We start from the raw sequence: 17,270 nt of genomic DNA on the forward strand, positions 1-17,270 counted from the left end.
CATGGAGAGCCTGACGCTGGAGGGCAAGACCCTCGGCCCCGAGGCCAAGGCGCTGCTGATCGCCGAGATCAGCGCCAACCACGATCGCGACCTCGACCAGGCGCTGGCGCTGGTCGACATCGCCGCCGACGCGGGCTGGGACTGCCTGAAGCTGCAGACCTACGACGCCGACAGCCTGACCGTGCCTTCGGACCACCCCTCGATGCGGATCGACAAGGTCTGGGGCAAGGACACGCTCTATGAGCTGTACCGGACCGCCGGGATGCCGATGGAGTTCCACGAGCCGCTCTTCGCCAGGGCGCGCGAGCGGGGGCTCCTGCCCTTCACCTCGATCTACGACCCCCGCGACCTCGACTTCATCGAGGGGCTGGGCTGCGCGCTCTACAAGATCGCGAGCTTCGAGATGACCTTCGACGACCTGCTTTCCGCCGTGGCGGGCACCGGCAAGCCCGTGATCCTGTCCACCGGCATGGCCAGCATGGACGAGGTCGCCCACGCGCTCGACGTGCTGGACCGGGCGAATTCCGGTCCCGTGGTGCTGCTGCACTGCTGCTCCAGCTATCCCGCCCCGCTCGACCAGATCAACCTGCGCGCCATGACGGCGATGGGCGAGGCCTTCGGGCGGATGACGGGCTTTTCCGACCACACCATCGGGTCGCGCGGGCCGCTGGCGGCGGCGGCCATGGGGGCGGTTGCGATCGAGAAGCACTTTACCAACGATCCTTCGCGCAAGGGCCCGGACCACCGGTTTTCCGCGACGCCCGAGGTCATGGCCGAGATCGCCGAGGGCGTGGCCGAAATCCACGCCGCCCGCGGCACGGGGCTGAAGGGCACCACGGCGGCGGAGGAAGGCAACAAGGCCGTCGGCCGCCGCTCGGCCTTCGCCCTGCGCGACCTCGCGGCGGGCGAGGCGCTGTCGCCCGGGGACTATCGCTTCGTGCGGCCCGCGGCGGGCATTGCGGCGAACCGGCCCGAGCTTCTGGTCGGCGCGCGCCTCGCCCGCGCGGTACCGAAGGGCCATCCGATCACCGAGGCCGACCTCGCATGACGACGCTCGCCGTCATGCAGCCGACCTTCGCGCCATGGCTCGGCTATTTCGCCCTGATCGACCGGGCGGACCTGTTCCTTTTCCTCGACGACGTGCAGCTGTCGCGGCAGAGCTGGCAGACGCGCAATCGCCTGAAGGGCCCCGACGGGCCGGTGACGCTGAGCCTTGCCGTGGCGCGCAAGCCGTCGAAGCCGAAGATTTCCGAAGCGCGGCTGGCCGACACCGACTTCGCCGCCAAGCTGAAGGCGAAGGCCGAGACCCTGCTCGGCAAGGCCCCCCATGCCGAGACCAGCCTGAAGATCCTCTCCGACAACCTCGACGCCGCCGAAGGCAGCCTGATGAAGCTGAATACCGGCATCATCGAGGGCATCTGCGCCGCCGTGGGTCTCGACGGCGCGCGGCGCAACGCCTCGGACATGGAGGCGCCGCCGGGGGAGAAGGCCGAACGGCTGGTCGCGCTCTGCCGCGCGGCAGAGGCCGACACCTATCTCTCCCCCGTCGGCGCATACGACTACCTCGCCGGGGACACGAAGTTCGAGGATGCGGGCATCGACCTCAGGTTCCTGAACTACAGCTGCCCCGAGTATCCCCAGCCGCATCCGCCCTTCGTCTCGCACCTCTCCGCCCTCGACGCGCTGGCGCAGGTCGGCCCCGACGGCTTCCTGCCGCTCCTGCGCGAGGGCTACGGCGACGACCTGACCCTCACCGACATGGAAAGACCCGCGCCATGACCACCGACCTCGTCGCCCACTACCGCGCGCTGCTGGCCCAGCACGGCCCCGGCGCGAAGGCGGTGCAATACGCCGACGCACCGACCCAGCAGGCACGCTTCGCGGTGCTGGCCGGGGTGGACGAGAAACTCGGGTCGGTGCTGGACGTGGGCTGCGGGCTGGCGCATCTGTGCTTCTACCTGCGCGACCGGGGCTGGGGCGGGCAGTACCACGGCGTCGACATCGTGCCCGATTTCGTCGACCTCGCCCGCGACGCGCTGGCCGACGATCCCTTGGCCGAGGTGAGCCTGGCGACGGAGACCCTGCCCAAGAGCTTCGACTATGCCCTGCTCTCGGGCGTGCTTAACAACCGGATCGACGACAACTGGGGTTTCGCAACGGGGATGCTGCGGCGGATGTGGAACGCGGCGGACAAGGGCATCGCCTTCAACGCCATGACATCGCATGTGGACTATGAAGACCCGGGCCTCTGGTACGTCGACCCCATGAAGATGTTCGACTTCTGCAAGCGCGAGCTTGGCGGCCACCCGGTGCTGCGGCACGACTACACGATCCGGCCCGGCGGCTTCCCCTTCGAATTCGCGATGTACGTCTACAAGTCGCCGCGTTCGGTCAGCACCTGAAACATCCGCTCGGCGCGGTCCCAGTCCTCTTCGGTGTCGATGTCCTGCACCCGCCAGCGCGGCAGCACCAGCGGCAGGGTGCCCGGCCCGAAGGGCGGCGCGTCGCTTCGCCAAGCGGCGGTGCGCGCCCAGTAGAACTGTCCCGCGTCGTGGTAGGCCGGTTCCAGGTCCTGCGAGCGGGTGGCGTACTGCGCCGCATCGAACATGGCGAGCCGCCCCTCGGGCGTGATCCGGACCGCCCTCTGGATCGGGAAGCCGTAGCCGGTGACGGGGATCACCCATTCGGCCCCCGCCAGCATCTCGCGCCCCCGCGCCAGGTCCTCGGCCTTCACGAAGGGCGCGGTGGCGTAGAGGCAGCAGAGCGCCTCCGGCAGCGCCCCCTCCCCCTCCAGCCAGTCGAGCGCGTGGCGCACCACGGCGATCGTCGTCGCATGGTCGTCGGACAGCGCTACGGGCCGCAGGAACGGCACCTCCGCCCCCTCGGTACGGGCGACTTCGGCGATGCCCTCGTCGTCGGTCGAGACCAGGATCCGCCCGAACCCCGCCGCCCGCGCCGCCTGGATCGGCCAGGCAATCATCGGACGGCCCGCGAAAGGCCGGACGTTCTTGCGCGGAATCCGCTTCGAGCCGCCCCGCGCCGGAATCAGGCAGACGCTCACCCCAGCGCCTTGCCGAGCGAGGCCACCACCGCGTCCTGCTGCGCCTCGCTCAGCCCGGCGTAAAGCGGGATCGAGATGGCGCGCGCATAATAGTCCTCCGCCACCGGGAAATCGCCGGGCCCGAAGCCGTGCCGCCGCCAGTAGGGCTGGGTGTGGACGGGGATGTAATGGACGTTCACCCCGATCCCGTCGCCGCGCATCGCCTCGAACACCGCGCGCCGCCTCTCCGCATCCACCCGCACGACATAGAGGTGGAAGGACGAGATCACCCCCTCGCTGCGCCCCGGCAGCGCCACGGGCAGGTTGCCAAGCATCCGGTCGTAGCGCGCCGCCAGCGCGTTCCGCCGCGCGACGTAATCCTCCAGCCGCGCCATCTGGGTGACGCCAAGCGCCGCCTGAAGCTCGGTCATCCGGTAGTTCAGCCCGAGGTCGAGCTGCTGGTAATACCAGGGCCCGTGGCTTTCGCCTTCCATCAGGGCCGGATCGCGGGTGATGCCGTGGCTCCTGAACCGCTCCATCCGCGCGGCGAGCTCGGGATCGTTCGTCACCGCCGCGCCACCCTCGGCCGTGGTGACGATCTTCACCGGATGGAAGCTGAACACGCAGATGTCGGAGTGCTCGCAGGCGCCCACCGGCATCGCGCCGAAGGCCCCGCCGATGGCATGGCTCGCGTCCTCGACCACCCGGACCCCGTAGTGCCGGGCCAGCGCCCCGATCCGCGCCATGTCGCAGGACTGCCCACACATGTGCACCGGCAGCACCACCTTCGGCAGCCGCCCCGACGCCGCCGCCCGCTCCAGCTTCGCTTCCAGCGCGTCGGCCGACATGTTGAAGGTCCCCGCGTCGATGTCGACGAAATCCACCTCCGCCCCGCAGAGATGCCCGACATTGGCCGAGGCGACGAAGGTGTTCGGCGAGGTCCAGAGCAGGTCGCCCTCCCCGAGACCGAGCGCGAGGCAGGCGATGTGCAGCGCCGAGGTGGCCGAGTTCACCGCGACGGCGTGGGCCGCCCCGGTCGCCTGGCACAGCGCCGCCTCGAAGGCGGGCACCCGCGGCCCCTGGGTCAGGAAGTCCGAGCCCAGCACCTCGACCACCGCGGCGATGTCGGCCTCGGTGATGTCCTGGCGGCCGTAGGGGATCACGCCGCGGCCGCCATTTCGAGAAACTCGTCGCGGCTCAGCCACTCGGTGTTGCTGCCCGAGTTGTACTGGAACCCCTCGGGCACCGGCGCCCCGCGCTCGCCCAGACGGTTTGTCGTGAAATCGCAATCGAAGGCGAAGGAAATCGTCGGCTTGATCACGAAATGGTCGGAAAACTCCAATGTCAGGTGACTGTCGTCGGCGGGGCACATGACCTCGTGCAGCTTCTCGCCGGGGCGGATGCCGACGATCTTCTGCGGCAGGCCCGGCGCCATCGCCTCGGCCAGGTCGGTCATCCTCATCGACGGGATCTTCGGCACGAAGATCTCGCCCCCCTGCATCCGGGTGAAGTTCTTCAGCACGAACTGCACCCCCTGGTCGAGCGTGATCATGAAGCGGGTCATGTCGGGGTGGGTGATCGGCAGCTCGGTCGCGCCCTCGTCCAGCAAGCGCCGGAAGAACGGCACCACCGACCCGCGCGAGCCGACGACGTTGCCGTAGCGCACGGCGGCGAAGCGGGTGCGCCGCGACCCCACCATGTTGTTCGCCGCGACGAACAGCTTGTCGGAGGCAAGCTTGGTCGCCCCGTAGAGGTTCACCGGGTTCGCCGCCTTGTCGGTCGACAGCGCGATCACCCGGTCGACCTCGGCCGCGAGCGCCGCCTCGATCACGTTCTGCGCCCCGTGGATGTTGGTCTTAACCGCCTCGAACGGGTTGTATTCGGCCGCCGGCACCTGCTTCAGGGCCGCGGCGTGGATCACGAAATCGACCCCGTCCATCGCTTCCTTCAGCCGCGCGCCGTCGCGCACGTCGCCGATGAAATAGCGCATGCAGGGCGCGTCGAAGACCTGCGCCATCTCGAACTGCTTCAGCTCGTCGCGCGAGAAGATGATCACCTTGTTCGGGGTGTGGTCGCGCAGGATGTGCTCGACATACTTCTTGCCGAAGCTCCCCGTGCCGCCGGTGATCAGGATATTCTTGCCGTTGAACATGTCTGCCGCTTCCGTAACTCTCGGCCCCACAGATAGGGGAGCCGCGGTCCGGATGCCACGACAAACGGCAGCCGCGCGGCCCGAGCGACAGGAGCTTGCCGATGTTCACCCGTGCCGAACTGGAAGACGCGGCGGCGCTGGTCCACCGCCGCATGGCGCCGACGCCGCAGCATGCCTGGCCGCAGCTGTCGGCGCGGGCGGGCTGCACGGTGGTGGTGAAGCACGAGAACCACACGCCGACCGGCGCCTTCAAGGTCCGCGGCGCCTTCACCTTCATGGACTGGCTGATCCGCACCCATCCGGACACGCCCGGCATCGTCACGGCGACCCGCGGCAAACACGGCCAGGGACAGGCGCTGGCCGCCACCGCCGCCGGGCTGCGGGCGCTGGTCTATGTCCCGAAGGGCAACTCGCCCGAGAAGAACGCCGCCATGCGCGCCTTCGGGGCCGAGCTGGTGGAGTTCGGCGAGGATTTCGACACGGCGCGCGAGGAAGCCTTCCGCACCGGCGCCGAACAGGGGCTGACCATCGTGCCGCCCTTCCACCCCGAACTCGTGCGCGGCGTCGCCACCTATGCGCTCGAACTCCTCACCGCCCATCCCGACCTCGACCGCATCTACGTCCCCATCGGCTGCGGCTCGGGCATCTGCGGCACGATTCTCGCCCGCGATGCCCTCGGCCTCGGGACCGAGGTGATCGGCGTGGTCAGCGAGAACGCGCAGACGGCGAAACTCTCCGCCGAGAAGGGCCGCCTCGTCGAAACGGACACCGCCCGCACCTTCGCCGACGGCATCGCGGTGCGGGTGCCCGTCCAGGCGGCCCTCGACATCTACGGCCACGGCGCGGCCCGCATCGTGACGGTAAGCGACGACGAGATCGCCCGGGCGATCCGCATCTACCTCACCGACACCCACAACCTCGCCGAAGGTGCGGGCGCCGCGCCGCTCGCGGCACTCCTCAAGGAGGGCCCCGCGCGGGCCGGAGAGAAGGTCGGCGTCATCCTCTGCGGCGGCAACCTCGACACCCCGAAACTGGCCGAGATCCTCGCGGGCCGCACCCCCGCGCCCTGAACCTTCGCCCGACCGGCGCAGCGCCCCCCATCTTTGCTTCCCAAATATCCTCGGGGGAGCGCCGCAGGCGCGGGGGCGGAAGCCCCCTGCAACGCCTCCACCCGCCGGGCGACGTTGCCCTGGATGTGCCGGGGGGGTGCCGGGGGGGCGCCCCCGCCCGCCCCCCCCCCCCCCCCCCCCCCCCCCCCCCCCCCCCCCACCCCCCCCCCCCCCCCCCCGCCCCCCGCGCCCCGCCGTCGCGCACCGCGTCGTTCGGCGCGCCCTCGCGGGGCGCATCGCGCAGGGTGGTGAACCAGTGGGCGGGCGGCGCCCTGCCGTGGCGGTGGCCCTCCCAGACGAGGCCGCGCAGCACCGCCTCGGCCTCGGGCGGCAGGCGGTCGGGGATCTCGTGACCGTTCAGCACCGCCCAGATGCCCGACCAGCAGCGGCCGACGGACCATGGGTTGTAGCCACCGCCGCCCAGCACCAGCAGGCGCGGCGCGACGTCCCTGAGCGCCCGCACCACGGCGAAATAGGCGTTGTTCGACAGCGACAGCCGCGACAGCGGATCCTCCTCCAGCATGTCGGCCCCGCACTGGAGCACCAGCGCCTCGGGCCGGAAGGCCGACAGCACCGGCAGGATCAGCTCCTCCAGCACCGCCGCCATGCCGGTATCGTCGAAGCCGCGCGGCACCGGCAGGTTCCACACCTGCCCCGCGCCCCGCTCCTCCAGCGCGCCGGTGAAGGGCCAGCGCCGCTCCTCGTGGACCGAGAGCAGGAGCGTCTCGGGATCGGTGGCGAAGGCGTGTTCCACCCCGTCGCAGTGATGCGCGTCGATGTCGACATAGGCGACCCGCCCGATTCCTGCCGCGCGCAGCGACAGGATGGCGAGCACGGGGTCGTTCAGGAAGCAGAAGCCGTTGGCGCGGTCAGGCATGCCGTGATGGGTGCCGCCGCCGGGGCTGTGGATCACCCCGCCCTTCGCCAGCAGCTGCCCGGCCATGATCGACGCGCCCGCCGCGGTCGCCGGGCGGCGGTACATCTCGGGATAGACCGGGTTCGACGGCGTGCCGAGCGCGTGGCGCGCGCGCACCTCGTCGCTGACCGCGCCCTCCGCCTCGGCCCGCTGCAGCGCCGCGATGTAGTCGGGCGTGTGCCAGGCGGTCAGGGCCGCGGGACGGGCGCGGGGGCTGGTCAGGTACTGGCCCGGGGCGATCCAGCCGAGGGCGCGGGTCAGGTCCATCACCGTCGACACCCGCGGCACCCTCAGGGGATGCCAGCCGCCATAGCTCGACGCGCGGTAGATGTTGGATCCGATGAAGCGCGGCAGTGTGGCCCCGGCAGGGCCGGAGGCGATCGGCTCCGGCATGCTGCGCGGCTTTTCCATGTGCAGCGAGGTAACAATCGCCCGACACCTGTCAAGGTCCGGACGGTCCGACTTTGTCTTTGCTTAATGAAGCGTTAGGTTGAACTCCGGTAGCATTCACCAACCCTTCGGGAAGAGGAGCGCCGGGTCACTTCCATGAGCATGTCGGACCGCACGAAGATCGTTCTCGACGTCGACCCCGTGCGCAAGCGCGACGTGCGGACGCAGTTCGGCGCGCTCTGCTGGCGGCGCCGCGGGGGCGAGGTGCAGGTGCTGCTCGTCACCACCCGCAGGACCCGCCGCTGGACGCCGCCGAAGTGCTGGCCGATGCCGGGCGAGACGCCCGCCCGCGCCGCCGCCCAGGAGGCGTTCGAGGAGGCGGGGGTCGAGGGCCAGTCGCCCGAGGTCTGCCTCGGAATCTACACCTACACGAAGGAGATGCCGGACGACGACCTGCCCTGTGTCGTCGCCCTGTTCCCGCTCCGCGTCACCACCGTCCACAAGCGGTGGCCCGAGATGAAGGAGCGTCGGCGCCGCTGGGTCGGGCTGAAGAAGGCGGCGAAGCTCGTGACGGAGCCCGAGCTGGCGCGCATCCTGGCCGAGTTCGATCCCCGGCGCCTGATTTGACGCCGATGGATATTGCAGGCGCCGCCGGTCCGGCTAAATCAGGGAGGTAAACCGGGAAAAGGGCCGATGATCCGCTTCACCCTGCGCTGCTCCAACGATCACCGCTTCGACAGCTGGTTCAAGTCCGGCGACGCCTTCGAGGCGCTGAGCGCGCGCGGCCAGCTGACCTGTCCCGACTGCGGCGACAGCGAGGTGGCGAAATCCCTGATGGCCCCGCGGGTAAACACGGCCGCGACAGGGGACGGCGCGCCGCGCCTCCCCGCGCCCCGGCCGGCCGATCCCGAGGCCGAGGCGCGCCGCCGGGCACTGGCCGCGCTGCGCCGGAAAATCGAGGAATCTGCGGACTACGTCGGGGCCGACTTCGCCCGCGAGGCCCGTGCGATCCACGAGGGCGAGATCCCCGACCGCCCGATCTATGGCGAGGCGCGTCCCGCCGAGGCGCGGGCGCTGATTGAGGACGGTGTGCCGATCGCGCCGCTGCCCTTCATCCCCAAACAAAAGACCAACTGAAAGGGCGAGAACCATGAAAACCCTCATCACCGGCGCCAGCCGGGGCGTCGGCGCCGCGCTGCTCGACGCCTGCCGCAGCGCCGGGCACGACGTCCAGGGCACCGCGACCGCGACCGAGGGGCTGATTCCCCTCGACGTGACCGATCCCGAGGGCTTCGGAGCGCTGAAGGCGGCGGCGGGCGACCGTCTGGACCTGCTGGTCTGCAACGCGGGCGTCTATCTCGAGAAGGGCCAGCGGATCGAGGACGGCTATGCCGCCGATCTCTGGGCGAAGACCTTCGCCACCAACGTCACGGGCGTGTTCCTGACGGTGCAGCACCTCCTGCCCGCCCTGAAGGCGGCGGAGGGGGCGAAGATCGCGATCATCTCCAGCCAGATGGGCAGTTCCGAACGCGCGGGCGGCAATTCGCTGATCTACCGCTCGTCCAAGGCGGCGGCGCTGAACCTCGGGCGCAACCTCGCCGTGGCGCTGAAGGACCAGGGGATCGCCGTCGGCATCTACCACCCCGGCTGGGTCCGCACCGACATGGGTGGCAGCGGTGCCGACATCTCGCCCGAACAGTCCGCCGCAGGCCTTCTGCAGCGGTTCGAGGCGCTGTCGCTTTCCACCTCCGGCTGCTTCGAGATGTGGAACGGGGAGCCGATGCCGTTCTGAGCGGCCGGATCCCCCTCGCCGCGCCCGGCAATCGGCGCTAAGGAACGGCGATGACCGACACCGCCTTCGAATTCTTCGTGACCGCGCCCCCGGGGCTGGAAGACGTCCTGCTGGCCGAGATGCAGGCGAAGGGCTTCGCGAGCGCCGTGGCGATCCCGGGTGGCGTCACGGTGCAGGGCGGCTGGCCCGAGGTCTGGCGCGCCAACCTCGAACTGCGCGGCGCGGGCCGGGTGCTGGCGCGCATCGGCGGCTTCCTCGCCTTCCACCTCGCCCAGCTCGACAAGCGGGCGCGGAAATTCCCCTGGGGCGAGGTGCTGCGCCCGGAGGTGCCGGTCCGGGTCGAGGTGACCTGCCGCGCCTCGAAGATCTACCACGCGGGCGCCGCGCAGCAGCGGATCGAGACGGCGCTGCGCGACGGCTTCGGCGCCACGGTTGATCCGGCCGCGCCGGTGGTGCTGAAGATCCGCATCGACGACAACAACGTGCTGGTCAGCGTCGACACCTCGGGCGAGAGCCTGCACAAGCGCGGCCACAAGGAAGCCGTGGGCAAGGCCCCGATGCGCGAGACGCTGGCGGCGATGTTCCTGGCCCGGTGCGGCCATGCGGGCACCGAGCCGGTGCTGGACCCGATGTGCGGCTCGGGCACCTTCGTGCTGGAGGCGGCCGAGATCGCGGCGGGTCTGGCACCGGGCCGCGACCGCCGCTTCGCCTTCGAGCAGCTGGCAACCTTCGATCCCGCAGCATGGTCCGCGATGAAGGACGGTGCCGCGGCCCGGGCCGTGATGCCCGCCCCGATGTTTTACGGCTCGGACCGCGATGCCGGTGCGGTGCGGATGAGCCGGGACAATGCCGCGCGCGCCGGGCTGGCCGACGCGACCCGGTTCGACTGCCTGCCCGCCGCCGACATCGTGCCGCCCGAGGGGCCGCCGGGCCTCGTCATCGTCAACCCGCCCTACGGCGGGCGGATCGGCAACCGCAAGCTTCTCCTCGCGCTGCACGGCCAGCTGGGCGAGGCGCTGCTGACACGGTTCAGGGGCTGGCGCGTGGGTCTCGTCACGTCCGAGCCGCCCCTGGCCAGGGCCCCCCGCCTGCCCTTCGGCAAGCCGGGCGCGCCGGTGCCCCACGGCGGGCTGAAGGTGCAGCTTTACCAGCCCCCGCCCCTGCGCTGAGTCCTGCCCTTGCGTGAGCGCGCCGCCAGCCGTAAAAGCCCGCGGACTGAAAGACGCGCGAAGGCCCGCCGACCATGACCCGACTCGTGATGAAATTCGGCGGAACCTCCGTCGCCACCCTCGACCGCATCAAGCGGGCAGCGAAGCGGGTCGGCCGCGAGGTGGCGAACGGCCACGAGGTGATCGTCATCGTCTCGGCCATGGCCGGCAAGACGAACGAGCTGGTGGGCTGGGTGAACGAGACCTCGCCCTTCTACGACGCCCGCGAGTACGACGCGGTCGTGAGCTCGGGCGAGAACGTGACCGCCGGGCTGATGGCGCTGACGCTCCAGGAAATGGATATCCCGGCCCGCAGCTGGCAGGGCTGGCAGGTGCCGCTGAAGACCAACGGCGCCCACGGCGCCGCCCGGATCGAGGAGATCCCGACCCGCAACATGGACGTGAAGTTCGCCGAGGGCATGAAGGTGGCGGTCGTCGCGGGCTTCCAGGGCGTCAGCCCCGAGGGCCGGATCACCACGCTGGGCCGCGGCGGCTCGGACACCACCGCCGTCGCCTTTGCCGCCGCCTTCGACGCGGTGCGCTGCGACATCTACACCGACGTCGACGGCGTCTACACCACCGATCCCCGGATCAGCTCGAAGGCGAGGAAGCTCGACAGGATCGCCTTCGAGGAGATGCTGGAGCTTGCCTCGCTCGGCGCGAAGGTGCTGCAGACCCGTTCCGTCGAGCTTGCGATGCGCTACAAGGTGAAGCTCAGGGTGCTGTCCAGCTTCGACGAATATGACGAGGACGCGGGCACGCTTGTCTGCGACGAGGAGGAAATCATGGAATCCAAGGCCGTGGCCGGTGTCGCCTATTCCCGCGACGAGGCGAAGATGACCCTGATCTCGGTGGCCGACAAGCCCGGGATCGCCGCCGCGATCTTCGGCCCGCTGGCCGCCGCGGGGGTGAACGTGGACATGATCGTGCAGAACATCTCGGAAGAGGGGCGCACCGACATGACCTTCTCCTGCCCCGTCGACCAGGTGAAGCGGGCCGAGAAGGCGATGTCCGAGGCGAAGGCGGCGGGCAAGATCGACTACAGCGAATTGGTGGCGGACACGGACGTGGCCAAGGTCAGCGTCGTCGGCATCGGGATGCGCAGCCACGCGGGCGTCGCCGCGCGGATGTTCGAAAGCCTCCGGGACGAGAACATCAACATCAAGGTCATCACCACGTCCGAGATCAAGATCTCGGTCCTGATTGACCGCAAGTACATGGAACTGGCGGTGCAGGCGCTGCACGACTGCTTCGAGCTGGAAAAGGCCTGACAGGACCGGGCGGACGCGGCGCATCCCCCTGCCCCCGGCAGGTCGGGCGCCGCGATGCCCCGCACGGGTGGATGTCCCGGCGCCGCCCGCCCGCACCAGGATCAACGAAAGGGCCACACCATGACCGACACCGCGAAGACCATCGTCATCACCGGCGCCTCCCGCGGGATCGGGCGGGCGACCGCCCTGCTCTGCGGGGCGCGGGGCTGGAACGTGGCCGTCAACTACCGCGCCGATGCCGCGGCCGCCGAACGCACCGCGGATGAGGTGCGCGCGGCAGGCGGACAGTCGATCGCCGTGCAGGGCGACGCCACCGACGAGGCGGCGACCCTCGCGCTGTTCGACGCCGCCGAAGCCGCCTTCGGCCGGATCGACGGCGTGGTGGTCAACGCGGGCATCGTCGCCCCGGGCATGGCCCTGGCCGAGATGACGCTGGAGCGGATGCGCCGCGTGGTGGAGACCAACGTGATCGGCGCCCTGCTCTGCGCCCGCGAGGCGGCGCGCCGCCTGCCCCGCCCCATGGGCGAACCCGCCGCATCGCTCGTCTTCGTCTCTTCCGTCGCCGCCCGCCTCGGCTCGGCCGGCGAATACGTCGACTATGCAGCGTCGAAGGGCGCCATCGACACGCTGACCGCCGGTCTGGCCGTCGAGCTTGCGCCGCAGAACATCCGCGTCAACGCCGTGCGCCCCGGCGTGATCGAGACCGAGATCCACGCCAGCGGCGGCCAGCCCGACCGCGCCGCCCGCGTCGCCCAGATGGTGCCGATGAAGCGGCCGGGCCGCGCCCCCGAGGTGGCCGAGGCGCTGGCCTGGCTGCTGAGCGAAGCCGCCTCCTACACCTCCGGCGCGATCCTCGACGTCTCCGGCGGTCGCTGACGGCATCGGCCGCCAAGTCCCCTTCTTCTTTGCAGAAATACTCCACGGGGGTCCGGGGGTGTGAAACCCCCGGTCCGCCGCCCGAAGCGCATGCACCATCGGCAGCAGGGCCGCCCGAACGTCACCGGCCGCGAAACGGACTGTCCGCGAATCCCGTTCCGTTCTCCGCCGCGTTGTGGTCTAACGGGCCCGCGCGTTCACGCCAGCGCGAGGGAAGCACGGACGACACGGGATGGCCGATAGCACGGAAAGCGAAAGCCGCAAGCTGCTGGGCCGCCTGCGCGAGGCATTGGCCGAGGATTCGGCCGGGCAGGCGCGGCTCGACCGGATCACCCACCTGACCGCCACCTCGATGAACACCGAGGTCTGCTCGATCTACCTGTTCCGCGACGCCGACACGCTGGAACTCTGTGCCACCGAGGGCCTGAAGAAGGAGGCGGTGCACCAGACGCGAATGCGCCTCGGCGAGGGGCTGGTGGGGCGCGCCGCGAAGTCGGGCCGCCCGATCAACTCGGCCAACGCCCCGCAGGAACGCGGCTTCCGCTTCATGCCGGAGACGGGGGAAGAGATCTATTCCTCCTTCCTCGGGGTGCCGATCCAGCGGCTGGGCGAGCGTCTGGGCGTCCTCGTGGTGCAGAGCAAGGAGGCCCGGCAGTATTCCGACGACGAGGTCTATGCCCTGGAAGTCGTCGCCATGGTGCTGGCCGAGATGACCGAGCTTGGCGCCTTCGTCGGCGACGGCGCGGCGATGACGGCGCGGCACAAGAACCCCGAGCTGTTCCGCGGCACCGTCGGCCAGGAAGGCACGGCCATCGGCCACGTCTACCTGCACGAGCCCCGCGTCGTCGTGACCAATCCCATCGCCGACGATCCCGCGCGCGAGCAGGAGCGGCTGAACGCCGCCATGGAGTCGCTGCGCACCTCGGTCGACGACCTGATGAACAGCGCGATGGGCACGGACACCGACAGCCGGCAGGTGCTGGAAACCTACCGGATGTTCGCCAATTCCCGCGGCTGGCTCAGGCGGATGGAAGAGGACATCGCCCGCGGCCTCTCGGCTGAGGCGGCGGTGGAGAAAGAGCAGTCGGTCGCCCGCGCCCGCCTGCGCTCGCAGCCCGACGCCTATCTGCGCGAGCGGTTGCAGGACCTCGACGACCTGTCGAACCGTCTGCTGCGAATCCTGACCGGCCAGGGGGCCGAGACCGGCGCCGCGATGCCCGAGAACCCGATCCTCGTCGCCCGCAACATCGGCCCCGGCGAGCTCCTCGAATACGGCCGCGCGCTGAAGGGCGTGGTTTTGGAACAGGGCTCGGTCGGCAGCCACGCCGCCATCGTGGCCCGGGCGCTGGCGATCCCGCTGGTGATCCATGCCGAGCGGATCACCACCGAGGCGCTGAACGGCGACCCGATCCTCGTCGACGGCGACCAGGGGATCGTCCACCTGCGCCCCGAGGAAACCGTCGCCAACGCCTTCCGCGACAAGATCGCCATGCAGGCCCATGCGCAGGAGCGCTATGCCTCGCTGCGCGGGTTGCCGGCGCAGGCGAAATGCGGCTCGGTGGTCGCGCTGATGATGAATGCGGGACTGATGGCCGACCTGCCCTCGCTCGAAGGCTCGGGGGCCGAGGGCGTGGGCCTGTTCCGCACCGAGCTGCAGTTCCTGATCCGCTCGAAGGTGCCGCGCCGGGGCGAGCTTGCCGCGCTCTATTCCCGGGTGCTGGACGCCGCCCAGGGGCGGCCGGTGGTGTTCCGCACCCTCGACATCGGCTCGGACAAGGTGCTGCCCTACATGAAGCCCCAGGACGAGCCGAACCCGGCGCTCGGCTGGCGGGCGATCCGGGTGGGGCTGGACAAGCCCGGTGTGATGCGGATGCAGCTCCAGGCGCTGATCCGCGCCGCCAACGGCCGTCCGCTGAACGTCATGTTCCCCTTCATCGCCCAGTTCGACGAGTTCCGCGATGCCCGCCAGCACATGCTGGCCGCGCTCGAGAACGAGGATCGGCTGGGCCACGTGATGCCGTCGGACTACAGGATCGGCGCGATGCTGGAGACGCCGAGCCTCGCCTTCGCGCCGCGGCAGTTCTTCGAGATGGCGGATTTCATCTCGATCGGCGGCAACGACCTGAAGCAGTTCTTCTTCGCCGCCGACCGCGAGAACGAGCGGGTGCGCCGCCGCTACGACACGCTGAACGTCAGCTTCCTGCGGCTGATCGAGCATATTGTCGCCCGCTGCGCCGAGACGGAGACGCCGCTGAGCTTCTGCGGCGAGGATGCGGGGCGCCCCTTCGAGGCGATGTGCCTGGCGGCCATGGGACTGCGGACCCTGTCGATGCGCCCCGCCTCCATCGGCCCGGTGAAGCACCTGCTGCGCCGCGTCGACCTAACCGAGGTGAAGGCGGTCATCGACCGGGCCTTCGCCTCGGGCGAGCAGTCGGTGCGGCCCGCGGTGATGGACTGGCTGACGACCGAAGGCTGGGCCGTGGGCCGCTAGGCCGCCGGCCCCCTGCGGGCGGAGGGTGCGGACGGGGGCCCTGCCCCCGCGGCGCTGGCGCACCGTCCCCCGGAGTATTTGGGCAAAGAAGAAGAAGCAGGGGGCGGTGCGAAGGGGCGTCCCGTCAGGCCGCCCACTCCCAGGGCGTCGTGAACTCGCCCATCACGTGGGGCACCTTGTCGGCGCCCGCGGCGTCGCGGCCCGAGAGGCGGGCGACGAGGCCGCGCTTCTTGTCCTCGACCACCTCGGCGACGCGCGCCTCGCAGCCCGCGGTCTTCAGCGCGGCATCGAAGACACGGGTGATCGCGCGACGCCGCAGGTCGGGCTTGAACACCTTGCCCACGGCGGTCTTCGGCAGCTCGTCCAGCACCTCGACGTATTTCGGCACCGCCGCCCGCTCGCTGATCTTCTCGCGGGCGTATTTCATCAGCTCCTCGGCCGTGCACTCGGCGTCCTTCACCAGCTCGACATAGGCGCAGGGCAGTTCGCCCGCGAAGGCGTCGGGCTGGCCGATGGCGCCGACCATGGCCACGGCCTCGTGGCCGGCCAGCGCCTCCTCGATCTCGGCGGGGTCGATGTTGTGGCCGCCGCGAATGATAAGGTCCTTCGCGCGGCCGGTGATCCAGATGTAGCCGTCGGCGTCGATCCGGCCCAGATCGCCGGTGCGCAGGTAGCGGTCGTAGTGGAACAGCTCGTGGTTCTTGTCGGCCTCGGTATAGGTCGAGCCGGCAAAGACGCCCGGGTTGGCGACGCAGATCTCGCCCACGCTGTCGCAGGGGCATTCGATCACGCCCTCGGGCGAGTGTTTCAGGATCTTCACGTCGGTATAAGGGAAGGGGATGCCGACCGAGCCGATCTTCTTCGTCCCGTCGATCGGGTTGATCGAGACCAGGCAGGTCGCCTCGGTCAGCCCGTAGCCCTCGCAGATCGCGACGCCGGTCGCCGCCTCGAACCGCTTGTAGAGCTCGACCGGCAGCGGCGAGGAGCCGGAGAACGCCTGCCTGATCGAGGAGATGTCGGCATTCACCGGGCGCTGCATCAGCGCCGAGATCGCCGTGGGCACGGTGATGACGAAGCTGATCTTCCAGCGCTCGACCAACTTCCAGAAGTTGTCGAACACCCCCTCGCCGCGATAGCCCTGCGGCGTCGGGAAGACGACATGGGCGCCGGAGCGGATCATCGCCATCAGGATGACGTGGCAGGCGAAGACGTGGAACAGCGGCAGCGGGCAGATCACGTTGTCGGTTTCCGAGAACAGCAGCCGGTCGCCCAGCCAGCCGTTGTAGACCATGCCCGAGATCTTGTGCTGCGCCACCTTCGGCATGCCCGTGGTGCCGCCCGTGTGGAAATAGGCGGCGACGCGGTCGGCCTCGGGGTCGTCGAAGGTCAGCCCGTCGGCTTTGCGCTTCGCCACCTCGCGGGTGAAGTCCATCACCTTCGCCTTGTGCGCGACCGGGTTCTTCGGCCGGATCAGCGGCACGATCCAGGACTTCGGCGGGGTGAGGTAGCGGTTCAGGTCCACCTCCAGCACCGTCGTGACGTTCGGCGCCAGCTTCACCGCCTCGGCGGCCTTCTGCGGCACGTCGGTCTTCGGGAAGGCCTTCAGCGTCACCAGCACCTTCGCCTTAGTCTCGCGCAGGATCGCCGCGATCTGCTCGGCCTCGAGCAGCGGGTTGATCGGGTTGGCGATGCCCGCGATGCAGCCGCCCACCAGCGTCACCGCCGTTTCGAGGCAGTTCGGCAGCAGGTAGGCGACGACGTCGGTCGGGCCCACGCCGAGTTCGCGGAACAGGTTGGCGGCCTGGGTGGTCTGGCGGTGGAACTGCGTCCAGGTCAGGGTCTCGGCCTTGTCCTTCGGGCCGGACTGGAGCTGGAAGGTGATCGCCGGGCGGCTGCCGTGGCGGGCGGCCACGTCGGCCATGAAGCGGTGCATGGTGCGCGGCAGGTCGCGCTGGTCCCAGGGGGCCTCGGCCTCGATGGCGGCGCGGTCGGCCGCGCCGGCGAAGTGGCGGTTCATCGTGCAGT

At 70.2% G+C, this 17,270-nt stretch carries 15 protein-coding genes and 1 pseudogene; 11 read left to right on the forward strand and 5 right to left on the reverse strand.

Annotated features, from left to right (window positions below; genetic code table 11):
* The first annotated feature begins 1 nt into the window (after window position 1).
* The 3 genes from A7B20_RS07055 to A7B20_RS07065 are packed head-to-tail and all read left to right on the forward strand — an operon-like array spanning window position 2 to window position 2,402.
* Window positions 2-1,048, forward strand: a complete 1,047-nt coding sequence (locus A7B20_RS07055; RefSeq protein ID WP_102107860.1) for an N-acetylneuraminate synthase family protein — start codon at window positions 2-4, stop codon at window positions 1,046-1,048.
* Window positions 1,045-1,779, forward strand: coding sequence for a WbqC family protein (locus tag A7B20_RS07060; protein ID WP_102107861.1), 735 nt, complete (start codon window positions 1,045-1,047; stop codon window positions 1,777-1,779). The genes A7B20_RS07055 and A7B20_RS07060 overlap by 4 nt, the downstream gene beginning before the upstream one ends.
* The gene (locus A7B20_RS07065) at window positions 1,776-2,402 is read left to right on the forward strand and encodes a class I SAM-dependent methyltransferase (RefSeq protein ID WP_102107862.1); all 627 of its coding nucleotides are present in this window, start codon (window positions 1,776-1,778) and stop codon (window positions 2,400-2,402) included. Before A7B20_RS07060 ends, A7B20_RS07065 begins: the two co-directional genes overlap by 4 nt.
* Here the strand turns inward: A7B20_RS07065 and pseF are convergent.
* Genes pseF through pseB form a run of 3 tightly spaced genes read right to left on the reverse strand, consistent with a single transcriptional unit; the run spans window position 2,372 to window position 5,192 of the window.
* A complete protein-coding gene (gene pseF / locus A7B20_RS07070) occupies window positions 2,372-3,061 on the reverse strand; it encodes a pseudaminic acid cytidylyltransferase (RefSeq protein ID WP_102107863.1) in 690 nt (229 codons plus the stop codon). The genes A7B20_RS07065 and pseF overlap by 31 nt on opposite strands.
* A complete protein-coding gene (gene pseC, locus A7B20_RS07075) occupies window positions 3,058-4,203 on the reverse strand; it encodes a UDP-4-amino-4,6-dideoxy-N-acetyl-beta-L-altrosamine transaminase (protein ID WP_102107864.1) in 1,146 nt (381 codons plus the stop codon). Before pseC ends, pseF begins: the two co-directional genes overlap by 4 nt.
* On the reverse strand, window positions 4,200-5,192 hold the full coding sequence (gene pseB, locus A7B20_RS07080) for a UDP-N-acetylglucosamine 4,6-dehydratase (inverting) (RefSeq protein WP_102107865.1): 993 nt from the start codon (window positions 5,190-5,192) through the stop codon (window positions 4,200-4,202). Before pseB ends, pseC begins: the two co-directional genes overlap by 4 nt.
* A gap of 101 nt (window positions 5,193-5,293) precedes the next feature.
* On the opposite strand from pseB, the gene A7B20_RS07085 reads away from it, so the two are divergent.
* Entirely contained in the window at window positions 5,294-6,262 is a 969-nt protein-coding gene (locus tag A7B20_RS07085) for a threonine dehydratase (protein ID WP_216641177.1), read from the forward strand.
* Between the two features lie 223 nt (window positions 6,263-6,485).
* Here A7B20_RS07085 and A7B20_RS07090 read toward each other — a convergent pair.
* Window positions 6,486-7,610, reverse strand: a pseudogene (locus A7B20_RS07090) (acetoin utilization protein AcuC); the annotation flags it as partial.
* 153 nt (window positions 7,611-7,763) lie between these two features.
* Between A7B20_RS07090 and A7B20_RS07095 the strand changes: the two are divergent.
* From A7B20_RS07095 to ptsP, 7 genes are all read left to right on the forward strand, one after another.
* Window positions 7,764-8,234 carry an NUDIX hydrolase gene (locus tag A7B20_RS07095; RefSeq protein WP_245866654.1) on the forward strand — a complete coding sequence of 157 codons (471 nt, stop codon included), beginning with the start codon at window positions 7,764-7,766 and terminating at the stop codon, window positions 8,232-8,234.
* A gap of 66 nt (window positions 8,235-8,300) precedes the next feature.
* Complete coding sequence (locus A7B20_RS07100; RefSeq protein WP_102107867.1) at window positions 8,301-8,744, forward strand: DUF1178 family protein; 444 nt, start codon at window positions 8,301-8,303, stop codon at window positions 8,742-8,744.
* 13 nt (window positions 8,745-8,757) lie between these two features.
* Window positions 8,758-9,399 (forward strand): SDR family NAD(P)-dependent oxidoreductase, encoded by a 642-nt coding sequence (locus A7B20_RS07105; protein WP_102107868.1) that lies wholly within the window; start codon window positions 8,758-8,760, stop codon window positions 9,397-9,399.
* A 50-nt stretch (window positions 9,400-9,449) separates the two neighbouring features.
* The gene (locus tag A7B20_RS07110; RefSeq protein ID WP_102107869.1) at window positions 9,450-10,568 is read left to right on the forward strand and encodes a THUMP domain-containing class I SAM-dependent RNA methyltransferase; all 1,119 of its coding nucleotides are present in this window, start codon (window positions 9,450-9,452) and stop codon (window positions 10,566-10,568) included.
* Window positions 10,569-10,642: 74 nt separating this feature from the next.
* The gene (locus tag A7B20_RS07115; protein WP_102107870.1) at window positions 10,643-11,878 is read left to right on the forward strand and encodes an aspartate kinase; all 1,236 of its coding nucleotides are present in this window, start codon (window positions 10,643-10,645) and stop codon (window positions 11,876-11,878) included.
* A 120-nt stretch (window positions 11,879-11,998) separates the two neighbouring features.
* The gene (locus A7B20_RS07120; RefSeq protein WP_102107871.1) at window positions 11,999-12,754 is read left to right on the forward strand and encodes an SDR family oxidoreductase; all 756 of its coding nucleotides are present in this window, start codon (window positions 11,999-12,001) and stop codon (window positions 12,752-12,754) included.
* 232 nt (window positions 12,755-12,986) lie between these two features.
* Window positions 12,987-15,245 (forward strand): phosphoenolpyruvate--protein phosphotransferase, encoded by a 2,259-nt coding sequence (ptsP, locus tag A7B20_RS07125; RefSeq protein WP_102107872.1) that lies wholly within the window; start codon window positions 12,987-12,989, stop codon window positions 15,243-15,245.
* 124 nt (window positions 15,246-15,369) lie between these two features.
* Here ptsP and A7B20_RS07130 read toward each other — a convergent pair whose 3' ends face one another.
* The gene (locus A7B20_RS07130) at window positions 15,370-17,262 is read right to left on the reverse strand and encodes an acyl-CoA synthetase (protein ID WP_102107873.1); all 1,893 of its coding nucleotides are present in this window, start codon (window positions 17,260-17,262) and stop codon (window positions 15,370-15,372) included.
* Between the last annotated feature and the right edge of the window lie 8 nt (window positions 17,263-17,270).

Source organism: Oceaniglobus roseus (assembly GCF_002869745.1).
In the GTDB taxonomy this organism is placed as follows: Bacteria; Pseudomonadota; Alphaproteobacteria; order Rhodobacterales; family Rhodobacteraceae; genus Oceaniglobus; species Oceaniglobus roseus.